Source organism: Halomonas sp. LC1 (assembly GCF_030247125.1).
GTDB lineage: Bacteria > Pseudomonadota > Gammaproteobacteria > Pseudomonadales > Halomonadaceae > Vreelandella.
The window spans coordinates 1-15,155 of the sequence record NZ_JASSPG010000015.1 but is presented as its reverse complement, the minus strand read 5'-3'; the positions used below and the strand labels follow the sequence as shown (position 1 = coordinate 15,155).

Here is a 15,155-nt window from a genome sequence, read left to right as displayed (position 1 = left end):
TCTGCCCCCAGGCGGCGACCACCTGCGGGGTGATTTGCTCCAAGCGCTTCAACCCTTCCGCCTTCGCGTAGGCGGCGAATATCTGCCACCGATCGCCCACTGTGGCAGCGGTGCTGTAGCTGGTATTGCCTTCGCGTGCGGCGTTATTCATGGCAAACACTCCCGCCTTGGCCATATCGCGTGTTTTCAATCCGTAATTGTTGCCCTTGGCCACGTTGCCCGCCTCTTAGCTGTTGCGTTGGTGTTGCCTCCCAGCCCCGAAAATAACGTTAAGTGATACGCGCCCGTTGTAACGGCAGGCGCAGACCGTGGGAGGTTGTCGCTTTGATGACGCAGGCGACGTGCTGCGGACTAGATCGCTTTGAGGGATGCAAAAACGACTCCTATGGGTGCTATGGCGCGGGGTTGCGCATGCCACGTTAGTGGCTCCGGCTTAGGCGTTGGCCCAGCCCTAGCGAGGGGCTGCCCTGGAGGTTTTCGCGGACTGCCCGGCGGTAGCCGTGGCAGTGTTTCAGCTAGCGGCGTTGCGCCGCTGTTGCGTGGTTTCGTCGGTTTTCGTCCGACGGTGGTAAGCCGTAACGCCCATGGTGGCGGGCATAGCGGCGATTTACCCCCGGCGTCTCTGTGCTGACGCGACAGAGACGCCGGGGGGTTGGGCGACACGATCAAGGGGTGTGGGCTGCGTGGTTCAGCGGGCGATACATGGCCAGGCTGAACAAATGACGTGACGTAAATGCACGCGAACACGCCGCCTTGAAGGCGTCGATTGAAAGGGCGGAGCCCTGGTGGGATTCATGCAAACGGGGTTGCATATCTAGCGAAGCTGAACGGATGCACAGCAGGCACTAGCGATAGAAAAGGCGTGGCCTAGCGGATGCTAAGGGCGTAGCCGTCATTGGAAATGCAAGGCACAGCGGGGCCGTGGTCTTGCTCATCATCTCGCAGGGCGAGTGGTAAAGCTGTTCGGAGCGGGGAGCGCCTAGCAGCGGGTCGAATGCTGTTTTGTTTGTGTGGCCAGCTACCACAGCCGCAAGCGGCAGTAGAGATTGAAATGTAGCACTGAAAAAAAAAGTATTGGAAGTTGTTGAAATAGGATCAGCAATTGAATACCGTAGTTTCGTGTATACACATTTGCTGTCGAGGAAGCGGAATGTCTGAGAGAAAAAAAGGAACCCGGACTCACCCCATTCCTGTCAGATTTAGCCCTGAGGAAAGGGCGCAGATCGAGGAAATTGCTCGACAGCGACGTATGGAGACAGGGGAAAATGTTTCTTTGTCAGAAATTATTAGAGAGCTGATTATGGAATCAGCAAAAGAGCTTCTTGAGGAAGTGAAAAAAGAAAAAGGTAAGCCGTAAGACAAAAAAAAGCCCCCTGCAACGGTTGCAGCCGTTCAGAGGGCGTGACATCTATCTTTTGGAGATTAAAAGATGCAACACCCATTATACATGGGCGCACTATCGGTGCGTCAATTTTCCCGCCTACTTCAAATTCTGGAGCCTTACCGCTCTGAGCCGTTATCGGCTGCCGTGATTGCCCTCGCTGCGCGTTGTGCGCGTCAGGAGGTGCCCGCATGACCGCATTTACCCCCCCTTCTACCTATAGCCCCCTTGGAAGCTCTCCCGTATTACTGATAAACGGCGAAGCTAGCTATGAAAAGCTGGCAGGCGCTGCCGATCACCGCCTTGAGGCTGTTAGCGAGCTGCTGGAAACCATGGCCCTTGCTGCCGATGGTGCCAGTGGATTAAGTGGCCGCGACCTGCACAACGTTGCATGGGCTGCCCACCTGCTGACCTCTGATGCGCTGGATTTGCTCCGCGTCTCGGCAACGGCCCATGAGCGTGAGCTTTCAGAAGCTAAAGGGGCCACCTCATGAAAACCGAATTCCTACTCCTAGCTTGCTACGAAAAGCCTTTAATCCCTCTCGATGTTTTCTGTCAGGACATTATGGGGATTGGGCTGCAAACCGCGCGTAACCGCATGGCACAAGGCACGTTCCCGGTGCCATTAACACGCACAGCGCGTCAGCCAATGATCCATGTGTCAGACGCGGCAGCTTATATCGATCAGCAGCGCGAAAGCGCTGAGAAGCCGTTAAAGGGTCGTCGTGGTGCATTCATCGATTCTGTCCTGTGACGACCTGAAGGCCATTACGGGCTATCAGCGTGCGGGCGATGTTTCCCGTTGCCTGAGAGACCAAGGCGTTCATGTGTTTGAGGGCCGCCATGGCCCCTGGACAACGATAGAGCTGATCAATCAGGCGGGCGGGCTGGTGTCTGGCGATGGCGAGAAAGCATCTCCATCGCCAGAAGACATCCTCTAACCCCAGCTTTTTTGGCCAAACAGGCATTTTGAACGTTTAAGCGCCCAAATTGGGCACTTAAACGACCACGCGCGCATCCGCAAAGCGGTAGCGTTGTTGTGGGGGGGAGCCTCGCACAACGCCCCGCGATTTAAGTTCAGATTGTTAGTGATGATGATGAAAGAGGCTTTTTTAGGTGAGGTAGTGGCAATGGCGATTCAGACACGATTGATGAACGAAAAAGAGGTGGAAGAGGTGACCGGGATTGACCGTTATCAGCGCCGTTACATGGTGCGTGAAGGGCTGTTTCCGTCACCTGTAAGAGTCTCTTATCGAAAGATCGCGTACTTCGAAGATGAAATTAACGCATGGCTGGAAGAGCGCCGCAATGATCGCAGCATCAAGGCGAAGAACTACTGGCAGCCTGCTGAGCGGTTGGAGCCAACGTTAGAAAACGGGGTGGTCGTATGAGCATCAATGTAGATCAGAGGGTTGCGGTGGATATGACCGGCGATGCGCCGATGGTGATGAACATCTTAACGGCGGCTGAGATGTTTGTTGCCGCTAAAGAGGCGCTGGAAGGCGCTGGTTTTAGCACGGAGCGGCTAGACCGTTGCTGCGTAAAGCAGTTGCGGGAGCAACAGATGGCCACCCCCTTGCCGCCAGGCGGTTCAATGGCGGGCATCAGCGGGCAAGAGGCACAGCGCGCTAGGAGCATAGGGGTCGAGTATGTCTAAGCAAGTGGTGACGCTGAGAATCGATAACGAACGGGTGACGTTCTATGCCGAGGATTGGTCGGGGGTGAAGTACGCGGTCGAGGAGGCGCTGGCCACCGGGAAGAAAGGCCGCGCTAGCTTGCCGCAGCACCATACGCAAATCGAGGCGGCAGCGGTTCGCGTACTGGATCGCTCCCGCCTAGTGCCACAAGGGGCGGTGTGAACGCGCCGCCCAAAAATGCGAAAGCCCCGAGCGCTCAGCCAAGCGTCGGGGCTAAAACCACTTCAATACAATTCGCACTCCCAATGCTAGCAGAATTGGCGGCGGGGGCAAGGAAGGCAGCATGACACACGCTAATCACGTCCTCTGGGAGCAAGCGAGGCGGGCCATTGAAGTGGTGCAGGACACGCCATGGCACCGCCAGTGGCGAAAAGATAAGGCGTTTGAGCAGAGCCAAGGGTCTTGGGAGTGCCGAAAGTGGCGCGAGGAAAAAGTGTTTGGTCGCTTCCCATTGATCGCCAAGGATCTGCTGAAAGGCTTTGTTGCTGAGTCAAAGGCCAATGGCGGTGGCTTGCCCGGTAATGCCGCTGGCAACGCTTGGCTTCGCAGGCAGGTGCCGCGCTTGGTGCTGGGGTTGTTTAACGTAACCCACGATGACCAAGCCTTAGAAGATTACGCCCATGCCAAAGCAGAGGGCGTTTATCGGCTGGTGGCCGATGCTCATCGCAAGCACAAGCAGGCACGCGCCGAGGCTATCAGTCAGCGCCTTTGGTCGCGGCCATGCACTGGCGTGGTGCTATCTGCACTGCGTTTTAAGCGCTTCACGATGCCCGCTAAAGCAGAGGCTGACGCCGCCGCGCTGGCTAAAGCGCTCCACATGGCTGAGAGCCACTGCATTGACGTTGCCGCCCCCCACCTAATAACAGAAATGACCGCTAACCAACGGGCTGTGCTGCTGGCCAAGCTGTCCAGCGCCGCATGGTGGCGTCGTCGTTTGCGGGTGCTTGCCAAGCGCCGCCTTGAGCAGTTTCAGCGCGAAGCTAGGCGCGTGCATAAGCGCGCCGGGATATATATCAGTCAGTTGGGGTTTGAGGGGTGGCAGTCGCGTGGTCGTGCTAATGACGCGATGCTGGAAGGCACGGTAGCGGTCAACCAGTTTCAGCAGGAGTACACGCTTAAACAGCTTGCTGAGGTGGGCGCGGCCAACCCTGATATCCGTCACGCCGAGGTTATGACGCGCATTCGGGATACGGAGGCAGAAGCCAACCGCAAGCAGCATCAAGGCGTGTTTGTGACCTGGACACTGCCCAGCCGCTGGCACGCGGTACACGCGGCCACCAGCCAGCCAAACGCCAAGTATCAGGGCGCAACCCCCCGGCAGGCCCAAGCCCAGTTGCAGGCGCTTTGGACGCGGGCGCGCGCTAAGTTAGCGCGTGATGGTATCGCCATTTACGGCCTTCGAGTGGTAGAGCCGCACCACGACGGCACGCCACATTGGCATTTGCTCCTATGGGTAGACCCTGAGCAGCTAGACGCCCTCAAGCAGGTGCTGACGCATTACGCGGTGTCGATTGACCCCGGCGAAGTGCTTGGAAAAGTAGAGAAGCGCATCCGCTTTGAAGACATTGACCCCCGCAAAGGCAGCGCGGCGGGTTACGTGCTCAAGTACGTGACCAAGAACATTAACAAAAGCGAGCAGTACGGCGAGGTTGACCAGTATGGCCACGAGCTTTCCAGCAGCGCGCCACGGATTGCGGCCTGGTCTAGTACGTGGGGCATTCGTCAGTTTCAGTTCTTTGGCCTGCCAAGCGTCACGGTATGGCGTGAGCTGCGCCGCCTGCGTGATGCGAGCGAAAGCGCTTATGCCGCCAAAAGCTATGAAGATTGGGTAGCGGCAACGCGGCCAGAACCAGAAGCGGTGGCGTACCTGGAAAGCCTGCGCCGCGCTGCCAATGCGGGCGATTGGGATAAGTACCTTCAGCTAACAGGCGGTGCAGGCACCCAGGCGCGCAAGCGTCCGGTGCGCCCTTGGTCAATTACCCGCATGGATACCCACCAGAGCGAAGCCGACCCCGAGACTGGCGAAGCCTGCGATATGACCAAGCGCGGCCAGTACGGCGAGAGCATTAGCGCCGTGATGGGGGTGGTGGTGACAACGGCACTTGGCGAGACCGAGTTCCTGACTCGTTTCTATCGCTGGGAAGTGAAGCCGGGGGTTAAGCGTAGCGGCGCAGCCGCGCAGCCTTGGACTCGTGTAAATAACTGTACGGGGCCGGATATCACGCCACGTCAGCCGCTTGAGAATGAGGCTATCAAGCAGCTAGAGCGTTACCAGGAGTGGCGGAGCAGTCCTGAAGTGCAGCAAGAGATGATCGACTTGCAGGCATACGAGCAGGAATTGCAAAAAGCCCTAAAAAACACCTTCAAAACCACCACCTTCAGCGATGAAGGCGAGTATTTCCCGCCCGAGCTAGGCGATTACGAACCCCAGCATAAGCCCGCAGCGGTTGAGCACGCGGCCATTATGCCAAGCGAAGAGTCCCAGGCATTTTGGAAGCTGCTAACCAGCTCGGCTGCTGCCACACGACGCGAAGCGCTGGGGATTGATGACCAGCAGGCGCTCCGCCTTGCTGCCATGTATTTCAAGCCGCCTCACGATGAGCAGGCCCAGTGGATGCGGCTTATGCAGCCCAGCCTGCGTGAAGCGCTGAAACTGCCCAACGGCAAGGCCATGCCAGAAAGCGACGCGCTTTCAATGGCCTCTGCCCTATGGGAATCCCCCACCCCACGAATGGCTATTAGCTAACCCCCACAGCAGGAGAAACGCCCCATGAAACCGCAACAAAAAAGCCCGAAAACCGCCTGCAAGAGCGCCAAAGCGGCTTACCTGGATCGCCAAAAAGCGCTTCAAACGATGCATGAGCAAAAAGCTCGCCTAGAGAAACAGCGTGCCGCGACGATCCGCACCGCCAAAGAGGCCGGGGAAGAGTGGCGAGCCAAGTTCAAGGCGAGCTATGGCCAAGTCAGTGACGCCATTCAAAAGCTGAAAGCCCAAGAGTACGGCGCATTGGAAGAAGTGACCCAGCTTGAAGAGCTGATTGAAGAGCTAGCCGCCAATATCGAGGCGGAAAAGCGACCAATAAAACAGGCCCGCGAAAGCTACGAGCGGGAGTTCTATGCCCAGCAGGAAAGCGCCTCGCAAGGCCAGCTAGAAAAAGCGGTTCAAGACGTGCTGGCCACAGACGAAGGGAAGCGCCTGGTAGAGGCGTTAGCCCATAAGAGCCGTACCGAAAATAACGCGGTGCTGTTTGATGACGCCTTCATGGTGGGGTTGGGCTTTGATGCCCATGAATCTACCAAGCGCGGCTTTATGGCCACGATCACCCAGGCGGATCGCGCCGCCATCGAGAAAGAGGCCCAAAAGCGTGTGAAGGGGCAGCTTTCCGACCTGCTGACCGTGGCCGCGCCCAAAGGGGGTGCCGCCGCGACTGTTGAAACGTTGGTGCCGCGTCTCGCCTGCGAAGCCTAGCCCACTCCCCCTTCCTACCCATTGACCAAGTGAGAGCAGCATGAAAAACGAAACCAGCCAAAAGTTTAGCCAATTCCTTGAGCGCGTCGCGTCTTTATCAGGCGTAAGCGACGCAACCAGCGCCTTCACGGTAGAGCCGTCCGTACAGCAAACGATGGAGAAGAAAATACAGGAAAGCTCCGCATTTCTAAGAGAGATCAACGTTCAGGGCGTTGATGAGGCGCAAGGGGAGCGGATAGGGCTAGGGGTGTCGGGGCCGATTGCCAAGCGCACCGATACCGATAAAAGCGACCGCGTTCCCAGTGATGTTTCCACCCTGGAAGGCGACCGCTACGAATGCGTCAGCACCGAGTTTGATACCCATCTGAAGTGGGCAACGCTAGACGCCTGGGCGCACCGAAAAGAGTTTCAGCGGCTAATTGCTCAGGCGTTAACGCGGCAGCAGGCATTAGACCGCGTGATGATTGGCTTCAATGGTGTCGTGGCAGCGCCGGAGACTGATATTCAGGCCAACACCCACTTGCAGGACGTGAACAAGGGATGGATTCAAAAATACCGCGACCATGCCCCACAGCGGGTACTGTCAGAAGGCAGTGTTGCTGGGGTGGTGCGCGTTGGGCCGGGGGGTGATTACGCCAATATTGACGCACTAATCTTTGATGCCGTTAACAACATGATCGAGCCATGGCACCGCGAAAACAGGCAGCTCAAGGCTATCGCTGCCCGTGATCTGATTGCCGACAAATACTTTACCGTCATGAGCCGACACGCAGGAACGCCCACTGAAGCGGTAGTCATGCAACAAGATATGCAGCGCTCAAGCGTGAGCTTCGGTGGGATCGGCGCTGCTCGCGTGCCTAACATGCAGGCCAATTCAATCTTTATCACCATACCTGAAATGCTGTCGATCTACTGGCAGCGCGGAAGCCGCCGCCGTTTCATCGTCAATAACCCAAAGCGCAATCGAGTAGAGGACTATCAGACTTCCAACGAAGCTTACGTCGTCGAGGACTTCGGCGCAGGCTGCGTAATTGAAAACATCGAGCTGGGCGACTGGAGCTAAACATGAAGAAATGTTTTTCAGGTATTGCTAGGCACCCAGCGGGGTGCCGGTAATGTTGAGAAGGGAATACATGACCTGCCGGAATCGTTGCAAAACGCTTGCCCGTAAAAAGACCAAGCTGGAGGGGGCTATTCAGGTGCAATTAAGGATGGCAAGTATCTCTGGCAGCCAAAAAGAGTGGGAGTACCTGGGCACTTTAACGGCATTAAAGAAAAAACTTGGCGTCCTCCTGGAATTGCTACAGATAGATGCTTGGGAAGCGAGGCAGGCGTGCAAAGCGGCGGGGATAAGTTTGCCCCCGCCTAAAAAAAGCGAGTCTAAGGGGTTCGGGGGGCTGACTTCTGATCAACTAAAAGAGCTAAAACAACGGCTCGAAAGCCAGTCGGACGCCGATAGCGCGGTGCTCGCCAGAGAGCAGGAGAATTAATGTGGCAAATAATCTAGCACTTCGGGTCACTCTTGCAGCCGTCAATAAAATCACCGGGCCCATGAAGCGGATGCAAAAAGACATGGGCAAAACCAGCCAGGAGATGCGGGAAACCCGCGACCGGCTAAAGCAGTTACAGGGCACCCAGAAAGACATTAGTTCCTTCCGAGCACTGAAAAAACAGTCTAACGCCACCGCCCAAGCGATGCGCGACCAACAGGCGCGCGTAAGGCGTTTATCGCAGCAGATGAAAGACAACCAGGGCGATACTGCCGCCCTCGCGGCTGAGCGTAAAAAAGCCATCCTTCAAGCAAGGGAGCTATCACAGCGATACGATGGTGAACGGCAAAAGCTGCAGCGATTGCGCACCACGCTTAAGGAAAGCGGCGTTAGCACAAACGACCTGTCTCAAGATCAGCAGCGCCTAGCCAATGAGATGAGGCAGGCCAACCAGAGCCTGGACGATCAGCGAAAAAAGCTGAAGCAAGTAGCCGAACAGCAACGGCGTGCAGCTGAGGCGCGTGAGCGCTACCAACGAACCGCAAGCCGTGGCCAAAGCATTGCCGGGGCAGGATCGGCGGGCGCAGTGCTTGGCGGGGCCGGGGTGGTGGCCATGGGCACTCAAGCGCTGATGAATCAGTCATCCGGGGCGAGACTTGCGGCCCAGCAAGGCGAGGGGGGCGAGGAGGCTGCTCGCTACCGCGAAGTTATCACCAACGTTTACACCACCGGGCGCGGCCAAGGGCTTGAGCAAGTAACCGAAGCCGTTGGCATCCTAAGTGCGCAATTTGAATCGCTAGGTGACACTTCAAACGAGAACCTTCAAGAAATAACCCGCCAAGCCCTAACGCTCTCTGATGCCTTTGGAACCGATATTGCCGAAGCCGCGCAAACGGCGGGCATCATGGTGCAGAACGGGCTCGCCAAAAACGCCACCGAAGCTTACGACCTCATGACACGCGGTATGCAGGAAGTGTCGGCCAGAATGCGAGATGAACTGCCCGAAATCCTGCACGAGTACGGCACCAACTTCCGCGCCTTGGGCTTCGATGGCAGAGAATCGCTCAACATGCTGGTGGCCGCTGCTGAACAAGGTCGCTATGCCTTGGACAAAACCGGCGACGCCCTCAAAGAATTCACCATTCGCGGCTCCGACATGAGCAAGGCCAGCGTCGAAGCCTACGACGCCATTGGTCTCAACGCCCAAGAAATGGCCGACGCCATTGCTGGGGGTGGAGATCGCGCAGGCGCAGCACTCATCACTACCGCCCAGCGCCTGCTAGACATCGAAAGCCCGGCAGAGATGGCAAATACCGCCATCGCGCTGTTTGGTACTCCGATAGAAGATCTTTCCGTTGACCAAATACCTGATTTCTTGCGAGCCCTTACGCAGACTCAAGACAGAATAGGCGATGTTGCCGGGGCTGCGCGTGAGATGGAAGAAACACTTGGCGACAACGCTGGCAGCGCTATTAAGCGGGTGCAGCGCTCCCTTGGGGGCGCATTCATGGGCGTGCTAAATGAAGTGGATGGAACCATCATCCGCATAAGCAACAGCGTCACCGGCTGGATGAAAGCCAACCCCGAGTTGACCAGTACCCTTGCTAAAGCGGCTATCGCGTTATCCGCTTTAGTCGCTGTCGGTGGGACGGCATTAATGGTTTTGGGGTCGATTATTGGGCCGCTTGCCCTTATCCAGTTCGCCGCGGTCAAGCTAGTGCCTGCGTTCATGGCCACCGGTAAAGCTCTGCTATGGATGGGCGGCATGCTTAAAACGGTCGGCGCGCTGATGCTCACAAATCCCATAGGTCTCGCTATCACTGGCATAGCCGTCGCAGCGTTCCTGATCTACAAATACTGGGAACCCATCAAGACGTTTTTCAGCGGCCTGTGGCAGCAAGTGAAGGCCGCGTTCGATGAAGGCGTGGGCGGCGTTGCTCGGCTGCTGATCAACTGGTCGCCGCTTGGGCTGATCTACAACGCGTTCACCAGCGCCTTAGAGCGGCTGGGCGTATCAGTGCCCGAAGGCTTCCGCGACTTCGGCAGCATGATCGTGGACGGCATCATCAAAGGCATCAGCGCCAAGCTCGGCGAGCTACGCGATTCCATCACCGGCATTGCCAGCAATGCCATGGGCTGGTTCCGTGATGTGTTAGATATCAACTCTCCCAGCCGCGTGTTTACCCAATACGGCGGTTTCATCACCGAAGGTCTCGCCAACGGCATCGAAGACGACGGCGACCGTCCCATCAAGCAAGTGCGCAGCCTCGCCAGCCGCATGCGCGACGCCGCCACAGGCTTGATGCTCAGTGCCGGGGTCGCCTCGCCAGCCATGGCGATAGACGTTCAACCACCAGAACTGCCCCCAGTGCCGGGGCTGTACGCCCACATCGAGCGCCCAGAGCTGCCAACGCTGGAAGCCCTGCAGGTGGAGCGCCCCACGCTGCCAGAGCTGAGCGCACCAGAGGTTCAGCGCCCAGAGCTACCGCAACTGCCGGGGCTGTACGCCCACATCGAGCACCCAGAGCTGCCCACGCTGGATGCGCTGCAGGTGGAGCGCCCCACGCTGCCAGAGCTGAGCGCACCAGAGATCCAAAGTCCAGAGCTACCGCAACTGCCGGGGCTGTACGCCCACATCGAGCGCCCAGAGCTGCCCACGCTGGATGCGCTGCAGGTAGAACGCCCCACGCTGCCAGAGCTGGGCGCACTCAGCATCCAGCGCCCAGAACTGCCCACGATGGAAGCGCTGGCATTCCAGTGGCCAGAACTACCGCAATTCGACCCGCTACGCATCGACACCAGCGGCCTCCAGATCGACGCCCGCCCACCGCTGCAAAGCCATACCCGCAGCGAGGGCGATGTCCATATCACCATGGGGGATATCATCATTCAGGCTGCACCCGGGATGGATGAGCAGTCATTAGCCCGGCTGGTTGAAGAGAAAGTACAGCGCGCCCTGCAAAGCGCGGCGCGCCAAGCCGCTGCTAATAACCGCCGTAACTTATACGATAACGATTAACACTGCTTTCTTTTCAGGCCGCCCAATCAGGCGGCCTTTTTTTTGCGTCCATACATTAAGCGATATTAGATAACCGTCTGTGCAGGAGGTGCGCCGCGCGGTCCCCCCGCCGCCCGCGGCTTTCGCTAAATATGTATGTTTTCATGCACCGGTAAAAAAGCCGCAAAGCCCAGTATCTGGGCGGCTTAGCGGGTTTTTGTGGCTGTTATTTTTATGCGTTCTCATGCGCTTTCATGCAGTTTTTCATGCGGCTGTGGAAGCGCCTGGAAAAAAAATACGCTGCTAATGATAAAAGCTATCAAAAACAAGCCGTAAACGGCTCCCATTCATGGGCAGGAGGGTTAAGGAGGCGCAAAGAGGGTGAAAAGTTTTGCAAAAATCGGTTTTGTGTTCTAGTGTTACTGTAACACAGTAGCACGAAATAGGAGTTTGAACAGTGAGCGACAAAAAAGTGCATGTTTCCTTCCGGATGCCGGAGGAACTGCGTAAAGAGTTGGAGCAAATGGCTCGACAACACAGGATGGCCACCGGCGAAGATAAGCGGCTTTCAGAGCAGCTCGTTGAAGCGGTGGAGACGTATGTAAAACACGAAAAGCGCGAGGCTTAGTCGCCACCTGGTCGTCAGCGAAGAAGTGGCAACGCAACAGCTAAAACGCAACAGGGCGCTTCACCATGCAACTGACCGTTTCAAAGGCAGCCAGGCTTTACGGAAAAGCCCGATCCACGATACACCGCGCAATTGAATCAGGCCGCTTGTCATGCAGCTTTAGCGGCGATGGCACCCGCGTTATTGACCTCTCAGAACTGATAAGAATTTGGGGGGAGCCATCCAAAAAGCTGCCCGAAATGCAACAGCGCGACGTCTTTGAAATGGCAGAGGCGCAACAGACTGTTGCTCAAGAGCTAGCGGCCATGCGCAGAGAGCTAATGGCCCTGCGTGAAGAAGTGGCCCAGTTAAGAGCGCTGCCAGCGCCGCCGCCAGAGGAAAGAGCCAGCGTCGAGACGAAAGACGATACGCCTGATCCTCACGGGTTTCGCGCGATGATCAAAGCCATTCGGGAAAGTGAGCAAAATAACGGGGCGTCGTGAGCGCCTATCAATAGAGAGGATTGACCATGAATCGCCACGCTGTTTTAACAGACGACACCGTAGACGATGTTGCTTTACTCGCAGCACTTGAGGCCGCTGGCATTGATGCCCAGGCGAAGCCGCTGCACTTGCAACGCGCCGCTAAGGTGGCCGCTGACATTATTGCTGAGTACCCAGCAGACCAGATTGAACATGCCCGAGACACGCTGATTCGCTGGATAGATGAAGCGCTGGATACTGCCGATGATGCGCGTCAACAGCGGATCATTGACAGCATTGAAAAGCTACAGCGTGACCATGGGGAATTGGTAACGTGGCGTTGCCCAGGCGGTTATATCGCGCTTGACGTGCCGACCGCATTTGTGACCAGTATTAGCCGTGCTTACGGTGCCAAGCGGGATATTGAGCTACGCCAACTTACCGGCCTGCTGCTACCCCAGCTTGAGCGGATCGCACCAAGCATCATGCAAGGTGTGTTAGGTGGAGAGTACGTTGGCAACCGTGGCGATTATGAGCGGTTGGTGGCAATAGCGTGTCGTGATCTTATTGCTGGGTAAGCCCCTTATCTTCACTTTGAAAACGGTGCTGGAACGCGCAAAATATCCACCAAAATGCCTAAAATTCAAGATTACGCTCATTATCTTGAATTTATTTTCTAACTAAAATTACCAGGAAAAAGCACCTTCCCGCTTCATCTTATGAAGGCGCTGCGCCGCCATAGAGTAGCTTTCACCCGGACGCGCGTGCTGCTCGATGACGTGGCGGGGAATGCCAGCAATAAGCTCTCCTTTGTCCTGCTTTTGAGGTTTTTGGGCCAGCGGTGTGGTCAACAGCTTGCCTGATTGCTTTGGAGCAAACTTGAACTGGATAAACGCCACGGATCGACCCAGCTTGCGTTGTCCCCACTTCACCTGAAGGTCGCTATGCTCATTGACGTCACGCACAGCGGGTTCAATCACCCATCGCTTCATATCCCGGATTGACTTGTACTTGCCTTCAATCTGGAACACGCGCCGTAGCCAAGCTACTTCAACTTCGCGCTCTCCTTTTGAACGCCACTGGATCAGCAATTCGTAGAGGCGCACGCCATAGCTGCTGGTCATGCCAGCAACGTTGGTCAGCTTGTACTGGCTGAATTCAGCGGTTAGCTGGTTGAGGTAGGGGATAACGTCCTTGGCGAAGCGAAGATCCACTGCACCTTCATCATCACGATAGACCACGCTCTGCACCCAGTGGGTACGAAGCACCCGAGGGCGACGCCCTGAACCGTTGGGCTTCTCAATGATGCTGATCAAGCGGCCCAAGAGGCGGTCGGCTGCCTGCTTAAGCGCTCGATGCTCATGGTTAGCCGCGAAGCCGCCCATGTCGGCTAGAGCATTGGCGGTAACGGTATAGCGGATTTCATCGGTGATCGGTTCATCGCGCCGAACCTGTGCGATAGCGGCCAATACCAGCTTGGTCTCTGCCACAGTGAGGCTATAGGCCGCTTCCACCAGGGCGTTTGATTTGACCACCACATCGTCATGATCCATAAGCATGCAGCTCAAAAGAGGAGAATAAAAAGGACGCCACACACAATACCGCCATTACCTCCCCATATCACCGCCATTACCTCCCCATATTGACCGCCATTACCTCCCCATATCACCGCCATTACCTCCCCAAATGTCTTTGTAAGCCATTGAATAAGCTAAGGAAATAAGGGCCGAAAAGGGGAAAAGGACAGAAAAGGAAAAAAGCCTTTAATGCTTATTTTCATTCGTTAACTCAAGCGCTTTTAGTATTGAGGGGTCGAGCGGGATGCTTGCAACATTGGGGTTAGGTGAGAATGAGGGTGTCAAAGTGGTGGTGATTTCAATGTCTGCAGTACAGCGAAAGCCGCAATCATGCTGGTTGATGCAGTACAGATAGAGCTTTCGATATGTTGGTGCTAGCTGCTTAGAAGTTCTAATTTTCATCCAGCTATCACAATGTGGGCAATTGAGATGAAAACCTTTGATGGCTTCGGTCACGGCTTAACTCCTAATTAGAAGGCTTTGGCGGCTCCCCCGGCCTTCCCAGGGCTTGCCATAACAGTTTGATAGCGTACCAGTAGTCTCGCTGAGTGCTAGCGGCGTGAGCGTGAGCGGCGAAAAAGCGGTGTACATGGCCGCGCCCAATCTGCCTAGGGTCACAGCCACACCAGTGAACAAACGCCTCTACACGGCGTATTTGCCGCGCTCTGGCGGTTTTGCCTCCTTTGGCTGCATGAAGCCTCAAGCGGTGCCTTAAATCGCCTGGAATCATCGCATGCTCCCTAAATACGACACGGTGACGTTCACGCGGCTATGGCCCAGCTCTTGGGCGATGATTAGCCGTGCTGCCCGATCCTCTGCTTTGCTGACTTTCCCACCGCCAAGCCGTGGCGGTTGCCCGGTTATTTCCTGGTACCGCTGCCAGGCGTAAGCCGCTCTCAGTTCGTGAATGCGGGCAATGCCGTGCTGCTGAAGCACCTCTCTGGCATTGCGTAGCCCGCCTGCTTCCCACTGCGCCCAGCTTTGTTGCGTGGGCACCAAGCTTTTAGCCGTGCCTTGGGCCTCGCTGGCCACACGCAACGCTTCCCGTTGCGCATGACTGGTTACGGGTATTTCTCGCGCTCTGCCGCCTTTGGTGCCGTGGGTGATGCGGATCGCCTCACGCTGCTGAGCCTCTTTGAACGCTGAGTGCGCATCCAAAAGCGAGGCTTCCTTGGCTCGCAAGCCCAGCTCACGAGCAAGCAACAGCACCGCGCCGCCCCGCTGTTGCTCTGCGTTGCGCAACGTCTCCACCGCCTGGTGAAGATCGCCGCGTTCTATGCCTTGCGGTGCCACTGAGCGCACCGCGCAGCGCTTCTCAATACCGCAATCCTTGGTGGGGCTCACGCGCTGCCACTGCCCTTGGGTGGCGTGCTTCATCACGCTGTTCACTGCCGACACAAGATTTTGCGCGTAAGCGGGCGATAGCTCGGCCTCTTTGACCTGTTCTGCCAGCA

19 protein-coding genes are annotated in these 15,155 nt (G+C 56.7%); 16 read left to right on the top strand and 3 right to left on the bottom strand.

Going from position 1 to position 15,155, the window contains the following annotated elements:
* The first annotated feature begins 1,150 nt into the window (after window positions 1-1,150).
* The 16 genes from QIT27_RS16945 (at window position 1,151) to QIT27_RS16870 (ending at window position 12,702) form a co-directional block, all read left to right on the top strand.
* Window positions 1,151-1,357 carry a hypothetical protein gene (locus tag QIT27_RS16945; RefSeq protein WP_081195749.1) on the top strand — a complete coding sequence of 69 codons (207 nt, stop codon included), beginning with the start codon at window positions 1,151-1,153 and terminating at the stop codon, window positions 1,355-1,357.
* A 72-nt stretch (window positions 1,358-1,429) separates the two neighbouring features.
* A complete protein-coding gene (locus QIT27_RS16940) occupies window positions 1,430-1,576 on the top strand; it encodes a hypothetical protein (RefSeq protein ID WP_285264489.1) in 147 nt (48 codons plus the stop codon).
* Window positions 1,573-1,875 (top strand): hypothetical protein, encoded by a 303-nt coding sequence (locus QIT27_RS16935; protein WP_081195748.1) that lies wholly within the window; start codon window positions 1,573-1,575, stop codon window positions 1,873-1,875. Before QIT27_RS16940 ends, QIT27_RS16935 begins: the two co-directional genes overlap by 4 nt.
* Entirely contained in the window at window positions 1,872-2,135 is a 264-nt protein-coding gene (locus tag QIT27_RS16930) for a pyocin activator PrtN family protein (protein WP_081195747.1), read from the top strand. The genes QIT27_RS16935 and QIT27_RS16930 overlap by 4 nt, the downstream gene beginning before the upstream one ends.
* Window positions 2,110-2,322: a DUF4224 domain-containing protein gene (locus tag QIT27_RS16925; RefSeq protein ID WP_285264488.1), complete on the top strand. Its 213-nt coding sequence runs from the start codon at window positions 2,110-2,112 to the stop codon at window positions 2,320-2,322. Before QIT27_RS16930 ends, QIT27_RS16925 begins: the two co-directional genes overlap by 26 nt.
* Before the next feature lie 189 nt (window positions 2,323-2,511).
* Window positions 2,512-2,772, top strand: a complete 261-nt coding sequence (locus tag QIT27_RS16920; RefSeq protein WP_285264487.1) for a helix-turn-helix transcriptional regulator — start codon at window positions 2,512-2,514, stop codon at window positions 2,770-2,772.
* On the top strand, window positions 2,769-3,038 hold the full coding sequence (locus QIT27_RS16915) for a hypothetical protein (RefSeq protein WP_285264486.1): 270 nt from the start codon (window positions 2,769-2,771) through the stop codon (window positions 3,036-3,038). Before QIT27_RS16920 ends, QIT27_RS16915 begins: the two co-directional genes overlap by 4 nt.
* Complete coding sequence (locus QIT27_RS16910) at window positions 3,031-3,240, top strand: hypothetical protein (RefSeq protein ID WP_285264485.1); 210 nt, start codon at window positions 3,031-3,033, stop codon at window positions 3,238-3,240. Before QIT27_RS16915 ends, QIT27_RS16910 begins: the two co-directional genes overlap by 8 nt.
* Before the next feature lie 121 nt (window positions 3,241-3,361).
* Window positions 3,362-5,824 (top strand): replication endonuclease, encoded by a 2,463-nt coding sequence (locus QIT27_RS16905; RefSeq protein ID WP_285264484.1) that lies wholly within the window; start codon window positions 3,362-3,364, stop codon window positions 5,822-5,824.
* A gap of 24 nt (window positions 5,825-5,848) precedes the next feature.
* Window positions 5,849-6,547, top strand: coding sequence for a hypothetical protein (locus QIT27_RS16900; protein ID WP_285264483.1), 699 nt, complete (start codon window positions 5,849-5,851; stop codon window positions 6,545-6,547).
* A 40-nt stretch (window positions 6,548-6,587) separates the two neighbouring features.
* Window positions 6,588-7,610 carry a phage major capsid protein, P2 family gene (locus tag QIT27_RS16895; protein WP_285264482.1) on the top strand — a complete coding sequence of 341 codons (1,023 nt, stop codon included), beginning with the start codon at window positions 6,588-6,590 and terminating at the stop codon, window positions 7,608-7,610.
* A gap of 52 nt (window positions 7,611-7,662) precedes the next feature.
* Window positions 7,663-8,037 carry a hypothetical protein gene (locus QIT27_RS16890; RefSeq protein ID WP_285264481.1) on the top strand — a complete coding sequence of 125 codons (375 nt, stop codon included), beginning with the start codon at window positions 7,663-7,665 and terminating at the stop codon, window positions 8,035-8,037.
* A gap of 1 nt (window position 8,038) precedes the next feature.
* Window positions 8,039-11,056, top strand: coding sequence for a phage tail tape measure protein (locus QIT27_RS16885; protein WP_285264480.1), 3,018 nt, complete (start codon window positions 8,039-8,041; stop codon window positions 11,054-11,056).
* Between the two features lie 436 nt (window positions 11,057-11,492).
* Window positions 11,493-11,663 (top strand): hypothetical protein, encoded by a 171-nt coding sequence (locus tag QIT27_RS16880; RefSeq protein WP_285264479.1) that lies wholly within the window; start codon window positions 11,493-11,495, stop codon window positions 11,661-11,663.
* Between the two features lie 65 nt (window positions 11,664-11,728).
* Window positions 11,729-12,145, top strand: coding sequence for a hypothetical protein (locus QIT27_RS16875; protein ID WP_285264478.1), 417 nt, complete (start codon window positions 11,729-11,731; stop codon window positions 12,143-12,145).
* Between the two features lie 26 nt (window positions 12,146-12,171).
* Entirely contained in the window at window positions 12,172-12,702 is a 531-nt protein-coding gene (locus tag QIT27_RS16870; protein ID WP_285264477.1) for a hypothetical protein, read from the top strand.
* A gap of 108 nt (window positions 12,703-12,810) precedes the next feature.
* Here QIT27_RS16870 and QIT27_RS16865 read toward each other — a convergent pair whose 3' ends face one another.
* The 3 genes from QIT27_RS16865 to QIT27_RS16855 all read right to left on the bottom strand — a co-directional run.
* On the bottom strand, window positions 12,811-13,719 hold the full coding sequence (locus QIT27_RS16865; RefSeq protein ID WP_285264476.1) for a replication initiation protein: 909 nt from the start codon (window positions 13,717-13,719) through the stop codon (window positions 12,811-12,813).
* Between the two features lie 168 nt (window positions 13,720-13,887).
* Window positions 13,888-14,157, bottom strand: a complete 270-nt coding sequence (locus QIT27_RS16860; protein ID WP_285264475.1) for an ogr/Delta-like zinc finger family protein — start codon at window positions 14,155-14,157, stop codon at window positions 13,888-13,890.
* A 270-nt stretch (window positions 14,158-14,427) separates the two neighbouring features.
* Window positions 14,428-15,155: integrase domain-containing protein (locus QIT27_RS16855; protein ID WP_285264474.1), on the bottom strand; the 728-nt coding region annotated here is incomplete at its 5' end.

Coding starts and splice junctions, on each gene's coding strand:
- QIT27_RS16930 (WP_081195747.1), top strand. CDS start 1,872: ATGAAAACCGAATTCCTACTCCTAGCTTGCTACGAAAAGCCTTTAATC.
- QIT27_RS16875 (WP_285264478.1), top strand. CDS start 11,729: ATGCAACTGACCGTTTCAAAGGCAGCCAGGCTTTACGGAAAAGCCCGA.
- QIT27_RS16915 (WP_285264486.1), top strand. CDS start 2,769: ATGAGCATCAATGTAGATCAGAGGGTTGCGGTGGATATGACCGGCGAT.
- QIT27_RS16935 (WP_081195748.1), top strand. CDS start 1,573: ATGACCGCATTTACCCCCCCTTCTACCTATAGCCCCCTTGGAAGCTCT.
- QIT27_RS16900 (WP_285264483.1), top strand. CDS start 5,849: ATGAAACCGCAACAAAAAAGCCCGAAAACCGCCTGCAAGAGCGCCAAA.
- QIT27_RS16905 (WP_285264484.1), top strand. CDS start 3,362: ATGACACACGCTAATCACGTCCTCTGGGAGCAAGCGAGGCGGGCCATT.
- QIT27_RS16870 (WP_285264477.1), top strand. CDS start 12,172: ATGAATCGCCACGCTGTTTTAACAGACGACACCGTAGACGATGTTGCT.
- QIT27_RS16945 (WP_081195749.1), top strand. CDS start 1,151: ATGTCTGAGAGAAAAAAAGGAACCCGGACTCACCCCATTCCTGTCAGA.
- QIT27_RS16890 (WP_285264481.1), top strand. CDS start 7,663: ATGTTGAGAAGGGAATACATGACCTGCCGGAATCGTTGCAAAACGCTT.
- QIT27_RS16920 (WP_285264487.1), top strand. CDS start 2,512: ATGGCGATTCAGACACGATTGATGAACGAAAAAGAGGTGGAAGAGGTG.
- QIT27_RS16910 (WP_285264485.1), top strand. CDS start 3,031: ATGTCTAAGCAAGTGGTGACGCTGAGAATCGATAACGAACGGGTGACG.
- QIT27_RS16940 (WP_285264489.1), top strand. CDS start 1,430: ATGCAACACCCATTATACATGGGCGCACTATCGGTGCGTCAATTTTCC.
- QIT27_RS16895 (WP_285264482.1), top strand. CDS start 6,588: ATGAAAAACGAAACCAGCCAAAAGTTTAGCCAATTCCTTGAGCGCGTC.